This window comes from Stenotrophomonas sp. S41 (assembly GCF_016624625.1).
GTDB lineage: Bacteria > Pseudomonadota > Gammaproteobacteria > Xanthomonadales > Xanthomonadaceae > Stenotrophomonas.
Map to the genome: position 1 here is coordinate 1 of NZ_JACVTV010000155.1, position 7,860 is coordinate 7,860.

7 protein-coding genes are annotated in these 7,860 nt (G+C 69.7%); 2 read left to right on the forward strand and 5 right to left on the reverse strand.

Going from position 1 to position 7,860, the window contains the following annotated elements; genetic code table 11:
• Positions 1–71: 71 nt before the first annotated feature.
• From IAE56_RS19885 to IAE56_RS19905, 5 genes are all read right to left on the reverse strand, one after another.
• Positions 72–1,919: an amidohydrolase gene (locus tag IAE56_RS19885; RefSeq protein WP_200753715.1), complete on the reverse strand. Its 1,848-nt coding sequence runs from the start codon at positions 1,917–1,919 to the stop codon at positions 72–74.
• Positions 1,920–2,038: 119 nt separating this feature from the next.
• Entirely contained in the window at positions 2,039–2,464 is a 426-nt protein-coding gene (locus IAE56_RS19890; protein ID WP_200753712.1) for a DoxX family membrane protein, read from the reverse strand.
• A 2-nt stretch (positions 2,465–2,466) separates the two neighbouring features.
• The gene (locus IAE56_RS19895; protein WP_108769106.1) at positions 2,467–3,123 is read right to left on the reverse strand and encodes a hydrolase; all 657 of its coding nucleotides are present in this window, start codon (positions 3,121–3,123) and stop codon (positions 2,467–2,469) included.
• Complete coding sequence (locus tag IAE56_RS19900) at positions 3,120–3,554, reverse strand: AraC family transcriptional regulator (RefSeq protein ID WP_108769107.1); 435 nt, start codon at positions 3,552–3,554, stop codon at positions 3,120–3,122. Before IAE56_RS19900 ends, IAE56_RS19895 begins: the two co-directional genes overlap by 4 nt.
• 78 nt (positions 3,555–3,632) lie before the next feature.
• Positions 3,633–3,965 carry a hypothetical protein gene (locus tag IAE56_RS19905; RefSeq protein ID WP_108769108.1) on the reverse strand — a complete coding sequence of 111 codons (333 nt, stop codon included), beginning with the start codon at positions 3,963–3,965 and terminating at the stop codon, positions 3,633–3,635.
• 99 nt (positions 3,966–4,064) lie between these two features.
• Between IAE56_RS19905 and IAE56_RS19910 the strand changes: the two genes are divergently transcribed.
• Together IAE56_RS19910 and IAE56_RS19915 are read left to right on the forward strand one after the other, a co-directional pair.
• Complete coding sequence (locus IAE56_RS19910) at positions 4,065–7,091, forward strand: sensor histidine kinase (RefSeq protein WP_200753713.1); 3,027 nt, start codon at positions 4,065–4,067, stop codon at positions 7,089–7,091.
• Positions 7,084–7,737 carry a response regulator transcription factor gene (locus IAE56_RS19915; protein ID WP_200753714.1) on the forward strand — a complete coding sequence of 218 codons (654 nt, stop codon included), beginning with the start codon at positions 7,084–7,086 and terminating at the stop codon, positions 7,735–7,737. The genes IAE56_RS19910 and IAE56_RS19915 overlap by 8 nt, the downstream gene beginning before the upstream one ends.
• Positions 7,738–7,860 lie beyond the last annotated feature (123 nt).

A 7,860-nucleotide genomic window follows, 5' to 3' on the forward strand; every position in this document is an offset into this window, starting at 1 on the left:
CCCCGCGCCCCCCCCCCCCCCCCCCCCCCCCCCCCCCCCCCCCCCCCCCCCGGCTCTACCCGGGATCCCGATCAGAACGCGAAGCAGGAACAGCCCATCGCGCCCCAGAACGCGGTGAGGTCGTCGGTCGGTGCCGCGTGCTGCGCGGCATGGCCGTGGGCGCCGTGGGTGCCGCAGGCCACACCGTGGTGGTGATGGTGCGCCGCGGCCAGGCCGGTGGCGGTTCCGCCAACGTGGTAACCACCGAACTTGTTCACCGGCGACCAGTCCGGCATCGCCGGCGGAAGCTGCGGTGCCAGGCCAGCGTAGTCACCATCGGCGTGCACGATGCGGCCACCGACCACGGTCAGCAGGCTGGTGATGTCGGCGATCTGCGCATCATCGACGCGGAAGAAATCGGACGACAGCACGATGAAGTCGGCCAGCTGGCCCTGCTTCAGCGTGCCCTTCACCGCCTCGTCGCCGGAGAACCACGCACTGCCCTGGGTCCACAGGCGCAGTGCCTGTTCGCGTTCCAGCAGGTTCTCGTCGCCATACAGGGCCAGGCCACCGACGGTGCGCCCGGTCACCAGCCACGACAGCGCCACCCACGGGTTGTAGCTGGCCACGCGGGTGGCATCGGTACCGGCGCCGACCGGCACGCCCTCGGCCAGCATGCGCTTGACCGGCGGCGTATGCCGCGCGGCCTGCACGCCATAGCGCTCGACGAAGGCTTCGCCCTGGTAGGCCATGCGGTGCTGCACGGCGATGCCGCCGCCCAGTGCGCGGATGCGCTCGATGTTGCGCGGGGTGATGGTTTCGGCGTGGTCGATGAACCAGTGCAGGCCATCGAACGGCACCTCGCGGTTCACCTGCTCGTACACATCCAGGATGCGGGTGATGCTCTCGTCGTAGGTGGCGTGGATGCGGAACGGCCAGCGCTTCTCCACCAGCAGCTTCACCACGTCGTGCAGCTCGGGCTCCAGTTCCGGCGGCAGCTCCGGACGCGGCTCGTTGAACAGCTCGAAGTCGGCGGCGGAGAACACCAGCATTTCGCCGGCGCCGTTGTGGCGCAGCAGGTCGTCGCCCTGGCGCGGCTGCAGGATCTCGCTCCAGCCACGGAAGTCGTTGACCTCGCTGCCCTTGTTCTGGGTGAACAGGTTGTAGGCGATGCGCACGGTCAGCTGCTCGTCGCGGTGCAGCTGTTCGATGACCTGGTAGTCCTCCGGGTAGTTCTGGAAGCCACCACCGGCATCGATCACCGACGTGATGCCAAGGCGGTTCAGCTCACGCATGAAGTGGCGCGTGGAGTTGGCCTGGTACTCGATCGGCAGGCGCGGGCCCTTGGCCAGCGTCGCGTACAGGATCAGCGCGTTGGGCTTGGCCAGCAGCAGGCCGGTCGGGTTGCCCAGCGAGTCGCGCACGATCTGGCCACCGGGCGGATCCAGCGTCTCCTTGGTATAGCCGCAGGCACGCAGGGCGGCGCGGTTCAGCAGCGCCCGGTCGTACAGGTGCAGCAGGAACACCGGCGTGTCCGGCGCGATGTCGTTGAGCTCCTGCAAGGTCGGCAGGCGCTTTTCGGTGAACTGCGTTGCGGTGAAGCCACCGACCACGCGTACCCACTGCGGTGCCGGAGTGCGGTCGACCTGCGCTTTCAGCATGGCCATCGCATCGGCCAGCGAACGCAGGCCATCCCAACGCAGTTCCAGGTTGTAGTTGAGGCCACCGCGGATCAGATGGGTATGGCTGTCGTTGAGGCCGGGCACGATGCGCCGGCCCTGTGCATCGATGATGGTGGCCTCGTTGCCCCATTCGCGCATGATCTGTTCATCGCTGCCGACCGCGGCGATGCGGCCGTTCTGCACCGCCAGTGCCTGCGCGTGTGGCTGCTGCGGATCAAGGGTGGTGACGCGGGCGTTTCTGATGACCAGCGTGCTCATGCGACGCTCCTTCGGAAGGGTTTCGATGGCCGCGGCGGCACCGCCGGCCAGCCCCAGCGCCATCGCGGCGCCGCTGGCCAGCACGACGTTGCGTCGGCCGTGGTCGAGGGGGGAGGAACTCATGCGATGTCTCCAGGCAGGACCAGGCCATCCAGCGCCCAGGCGCCCGGCCCGGCCAGGGCGATCGCCAGCAGGGCCAGCGTCCACATCAGCGGGTATTCGGTGCCGCCGCGCATCCAGAACCAGCCCTTGGGCAGGGCCAGCAGCGCGGTGAAGGCAATGAATGCGGCCGCGGCCAGTGCGGCAGTGCGGGTCTGCCAGCCCAGCAGCACGGCCAGCCCGGAGGCCACCTGCAACAGGGCCAGCAGCAGCGGCAGCGGCGCCACTGCCGGCAGGCCGAAGCCGCGCAGCTCACCGGCAAAACCGGCCAGGCCCGGGCCGCCAAACCAGCCAAACAGCTTGCCCAGCGCGTGTGGCAGCAGGAAACCTCCCGCTGCCACGCGCAGGATCAGCAGGGCTAGGTCGAGGCCATGCCCGTTGCCCATGCTCAGTGGCCGCCTTCCTGCGCGCCGAACATGGTCTTGGCGTACTGGATGCCGATGCCGTAGCCGCCAGCGTGGTCGCGGGCGATGCCGGTGGTCAGGCCGTAGGTCTCGCCACGGGCCCAGTCGCGCTGCAGTTCCAGCAGGTACTGCACGCTGGTGATCGGGCGCGCACCGGCCTGCACCATGCGGGTGACCGCACGTTCGTGCGCCTCATCGCTGACATCGCCGCAGGCATCGGTGATCACGTAGACCTCGAAGCCCTGCTCCAGCGCCGACAGGGTCGGGCCGACGATGCACACGCTGGTCCACAGGCCTGCCAGCACCAGGCGCTTCTTGCCGATGCGGTTGATTTCATCGATCACCGGCTGGTCTTCCCAGGTGTTCATCGAGGTGCGGTCGAACACGGTCTGGCCAGCGAAGATCTCCGGCAGCTCCGGGAACATCGGGCCGGAGAACGACTTCTCGGCGACCGTGGTCAGCACCACCGGCACGTTGAAGCCCTTGGCGCCCTTGCTGATCAGCGAGACGTTGTTGCGCAGCGCGGAGATGTCGATGGTGTGGGTGGCAAATGCCATCTGCGACTGGAAGTCGATCAGCACCAGGGCGTGGTCGGTCGGGGAAAGCAGGCCCTTGGCGGGCGTGGCGGTAGCAGTGGTCATGGGTGGGTTCCAGTAGTGGGCGGGGCAACAGAAGAAGGGAGAACAGCGGGTATGTGCAGGGCGGCATCACCGGCCAGGTACTGGCCCGGGCTGCAGCCGGTCTCGGCACGGAAACTGCGGACGAAATGGCTCTGGTCGAAGAAGCCCAGGTGCTGGGCCAAGCGGGACATCGGCTGGTCGCCGGCCGGCAGCAGTTGCCGCGCGCGTTCGATGCGGCGACGGCGCAGGTAGCGCAGCGGGCTGGCACCGGTGCCGGTGCGGAACAGCCGCACCAGATGGAAACGGCTCACGCAGGCCACCTCGGCCAGCTCCGTCACCCGCAGCGGCTGCGACAGATGCGCATCGATGTAGCGCAGAGCGCGCTGCAGGGCGGCAGCCTGGTGTGGCGCCAACGCGGTGGCTGGGGCGACGGGCGGTGAAGCTTCGGCCATGACAGAGCACCGCGACGGGGTGCCCCATGGTGGGCCGCCAGGTGCCGATGCCCTACCCCCGTCCGTCGAGGCCACCACTCACCCGTTCGGGGGAGGCCGACGCGCCAGCAGGCGCCGTCCGAACTGCCGTGCATCCAGCGAATACGCGCCTGGGCCGAGCAGCAGCAAGGCCAGCGGCAGCGCCAGCAGCGGCACGGCCGCGCCCTGCAGCCACAATCCCACGCAGGCGAGCATCGCCGACAACGGGGTCAGCCACCCCAGTACCAGCAGCGCGACGCCCAGCGCGCACAGCACCACCAGGACGCCTGAATGCAGGCCCGGCGCACACAGGGCAGCGGCCAGGCACAGCCGCAGCCAGAGCAGGCCCAGGCCGGGCCCACGATCGGGAAACATCACGAACAGACGCTGCATCCTCGGCCTCCACCACTCCATTGCCGGCGTGATAGCCGATGCCGCCGCCACCGCGCCTACCCCGTTCGGGTCACCCTCGGCTGCCCCGCACCTGCCAGAATGCTGCCCATGCGTGGCCGCCCCTTCCCCTTGCTGCGTCGCCTGCCGGCGCTGCTGTCGTGCCTGCTGCTGATCGCCCTGCCCGCTTTCGCCGGGCAGCGGCCGGTCGTGGCCGACGGCATGCCCGGCTACCAGCACACCGCGTGGCGGGTCGGACAGGGGGCGCCCGGCGACATCTGGGACATCGCCCAGGACCACCAAGGCATGCTGTGGCTGGCGACGGGCTCGGGCCTGTACCGCTTCGACGGCCGCCGTTTCGAACGCCAGGCCGCGCCGTCTGGCAGCACGTTCCCCTCCACCAACATGGTCACCCTGGCAACGGATGCCGACGACAGCCTGTGGATCGGCTACTTCCAGGCAGGCATCAGCCAGCTTTCGGCCAGCCACCTGCGCAGCTTCGGCCGCGCCGAGGGCGTGCCGATCGGCGTGGTGCCACACTTCAGCCGTGATCGCGACGGTCACCTGTGGGCGGCCATCAACGGCGGCCTGCGCTGGTTCGATGGGCAGCAGTGGCGCGCGTTGCCGCGCGGCAGCGGCGTACCGGATCGGCGCGTGCAGTGGCTGCTGCATGATCGCCAGGGCACGTTCTGGGTGCTGGCCGACCTGAAGATCTGGCGACGGCCCGCAGGTGCCAGCACCTTCGAGGACACCGGCATCGCCGTCTCGCAGATGGCCTCGTTGGCCGAAAGCCCGCGCGGCGAAATCTGGCTGGCCGACCGCATTCGCGGCACTTCGCCGCTGGCCAACGCGCACGGCCTGCTGCCTTCCGCCGAGCGCGAGGCGCGACGCCTGCCCGAACTGGTCGCCGCGCGCCTGCAGTTCACCGCCGATGGCACGCTGTGGGCCACGATGAGCCCGCATGGCGGCGTGGCACGGGTCACCTTCGAGGGCGACCAGGCCACGCGCATGGAGCGCTTCGATACGCCGCAGGGCCTGAGCGCGACCTCCGCAGTGCCGGTCCTGCTGGATCGCGAAGGCAATCTCTGGGTCGGCACCAACCTCGGCCTCAACCGCTTCCGCGCGCGCAGCGTGCAGACCCTCGCGGCCGGCCCCACCGATCCCTATCGCTCGCTGGTACGCGCCAGCGACGGTCGCGTGTATGGCTATGGCGAGGACCTGAAACCCTACGACCTGCGCCGCACACTGCTGGGCGAGAACGCCGCGCAGCTGCAGGATGCCGCACGCCAGGCGCCGACGCCGTTGTGGCAGTTCGACTGGATCAACCTGGTCCGCACCGTCGGCGGCCACGCCACGCGCATTCCACTGCCGGCTCCGTATACCGGGCAGTCCCTGCAGGCGCTGCTGTTCCACAACGACGATGACGCCTGGATGTGTGTCGGCGAGCGCGGCGTCCTGCGCTACCAGCACGCGCAGTGGTACCCCCAGCCGCGGCTGCCCGAACAGGCCTGTTCGTCGATGGCGATGGCCAGCGATGGCGCCGTGCTGCTGGGCTATGCCGATGGTCGGCTGCGGCGCATGGATGACCGCAGCGTGGCGACCTTCGATACCCGCCAGGGGCTGGCCGTTGGACCGGTGACGGCCCTGCTGCAGGACCAGGACATGCTGCTGGTAGCCGGCGAAGCCGGGCTGGCCGCACGCATGGGCGACGGCCATTTCAGCGAAGTGCGCACCGACATGGCGGGCGTGCTGGAAGGCATCACCGGCATGGTCGCCGACGCACATGGGCGGCTCTGGCTCAATGGCAGCCGCGGGCTGGTGCGGCTGGACCGCACCGCCCTGCGCAATGCCGTGCTCACCCATCAACCGGTGGCACCGCGCCTGTTCGATGCAGTCGACGGCATGCCCGGCATCGCCCTGCAGAGCGGCCCGATTCCCACCGCCGCGCTGGCCGCCGACGGCCTGCTGTGGCTGGCCACCAACCAGGGGTTGGCGTGGCTGGACACCAACGCTTCGCACACCAACATCCTGGCACCGGGCGTGCGCATCGGCGATGTGCTGTACGGCGCCACCCAGGCACCGCTGCAGGAAGGGCTGCGCCTGCCGGCCGGCACCACCCAGCTGCAGATCGATTACGTGGCGCTGTCGCTGGCCCGGCCGGAACGCAACCGCTACCGCTACCGGCTGTCCGGCGTGGACGAAGGCTGGCAGGACGCCGGCAGCAGCACGCGCGCCTACTACACCAACCTCGCCCCGGGCACGTACCGCTTCGAGGTGGAAGCGGCCAACGAGGACGGCATCTGGAGCACGGCGCCGGCCAGCCGCAGCTTCAGCATCGCCTCCACCTTCGTGCAGACGATCTGGTTCAAGCTGCTGTGCGCGGCGCTGGTGCTGGTGGCGCTGATGGTGGCCGTGCGCATCCGCAGCGGCCAGCTGGCCGCACTGTTCCGCGCGCGCCTGCAGGAACGCCATGGCGAGCGCGAGCGCATCGCCCGCGATCTGCACGACACCCTGCTGCAGGGCAGCCAGGGGCTGATCCTGCGCCTGCATGCGATCAGCCAGTCGGCGCAGACGCCGGACAACGTGCGCACCCAGCTGGAATCGGCGATGCAGCTGGCCGAACGCAACCTCGCCGAGGGCCGCGAGCGGGTCAATGCGCTGCGCGATGGTCCCTTCGCCGGCCGCGACCTGGCCACCGCATTGGCCGACGTGCATGCCGAGTACGCCGGCCAGGGCACCAACCCGCTGCGCCTGACCGTCGAAGGCACGCCACCGCCGCTGCGGCCCGATGCGGTGGAGGAAGTGTTCCTGATCGGCCGCGAAGCGATCCGCAATGCCCTGCGCCACGCCCAGGCCAGCGCCATCGAGGTGGAACTGTCCTACGGCAGCCGCTGTTTCCTGCTGCATGTGCGCGATGACGGCGTCGGCATTACCGACGACGATGCCGGCCATGGCCACTGGGGCCTGCAGGGCATGCGCGAACGCGCGCAGCGGCTGGGCGCGGAACTGCAGCTGTGGACCCGCCCGGGCCTGGGCACCGAAGTAGCGCTGGCGGTTCCCGCACGGCGCCTGTATCACCGCCGGCCGCCACGTTGGCGCTGGCCCTGGAGTGCAAAGCACCATGACTGAGTCTTCTTCCCCGATCGGCGTACTGGTGGTCGACGACCATCCGCTGCTGCGCGACGGCCTGGCCGCCCTGCTCGGCGCGCAACCGGACCTGCGCCTGCTGGGCGAAGCCGCCGACGGCGAGGAAGCCATCGCGCGCTACCAGGAGCTGCAGCCGGACGTGGTGCTGATGGACCTGCAGATGCCGCGCCTGGATGGCGTGGAAGCGATCGTGCGGATCCGCGCACTGGACCCGCGCGCGCGCATCATCGTGCTGACCACCTACCGTGGCGACGTGCGTGCGGTACGTGCGCTGCAGGCTGGCGCCAGCGCCTACCTGCTGAAGGACATGCTGCGCCACGAACTGGTGGACACGATCCGCACGGTGGCCGGCGGCCGGCGTGCCGCGATTCCCCCGGCGGTGGCCGCGAGCATCGCCGCCCATGTGGTGGAAGACCGGCTGTCGCCGCGCGAGACGGAAGTACTGCGGCACGTGGCCGGTGGCCTGTCGAACAAGCGCATCGGCGAGCGGATGCAGATTTCCGAGCAGACGGTGAAGGCGCACATGAAGAGCCTGATGGACAAGCTGGGCGTGGGTGACCGCACGCATGCGGTGACGCAGGCGCTGCGGCGCGGGATCTTCAGCCTGGATGACAGCGGTCACGATTGAGGGTTTGGGGTTTTATGCAGGGCTTGCAGCCCTGCACCTGCAGAAGCCGAAGCAAGATCAAAAGCCTGCATCCCGTGGGATGGCGGGGCGGTGTGGGTGGTCAGGACACGCCGTAAACCCATC

What these genes read in the sequence shown, in the direction of transcription:
- IAE56_RS19885 (WP_200753715.1), bottom strand. Translation starts at nt 1,919, where the DNA reads ATGAGCACGCTGGTCATCAGAAACGCCCGCGTCACCACCCTTGATCCG.
- IAE56_RS19915 (WP_200753714.1), top strand. Translation starts at nt 7,084, where the DNA reads ATGACTGAGTCTTCTTCCCCGATCGGCGTACTGGTGGTCGACGACCAT.
- IAE56_RS19890 (WP_200753712.1), bottom strand. Translation starts at nt 2,464, where the DNA reads ATGGGCAACGGGCATGGCCTCGACCTAGCCCTGCTGATCCTGCGCGTG.
- IAE56_RS19900 (WP_108769107.1), bottom strand. Translation starts at nt 3,554, where the DNA reads ATGGCCGAAGCTTCACCGCCCGTCGCCCCAGCCACCGCGTTGGCGCCA.
- IAE56_RS19895 (WP_108769106.1), bottom strand. Translation starts at nt 3,123, where the DNA reads ATGACCACTGCTACCGCCACGCCCGCCAAGGGCCTGCTTTCCCCGACC.
- IAE56_RS19910 (WP_200753713.1), top strand. Translation starts at nt 4,065, where the DNA reads ATGCTGCCCATGCGTGGCCGCCCCTTCCCCTTGCTGCGTCGCCTGCCG.
- IAE56_RS19905 (WP_108769108.1), bottom strand. Translation starts at nt 3,965, where the DNA reads ATGCAGCGTCTGTTCGTGATGTTTCCCGATCGTGGGCCCGGCCTGGGC.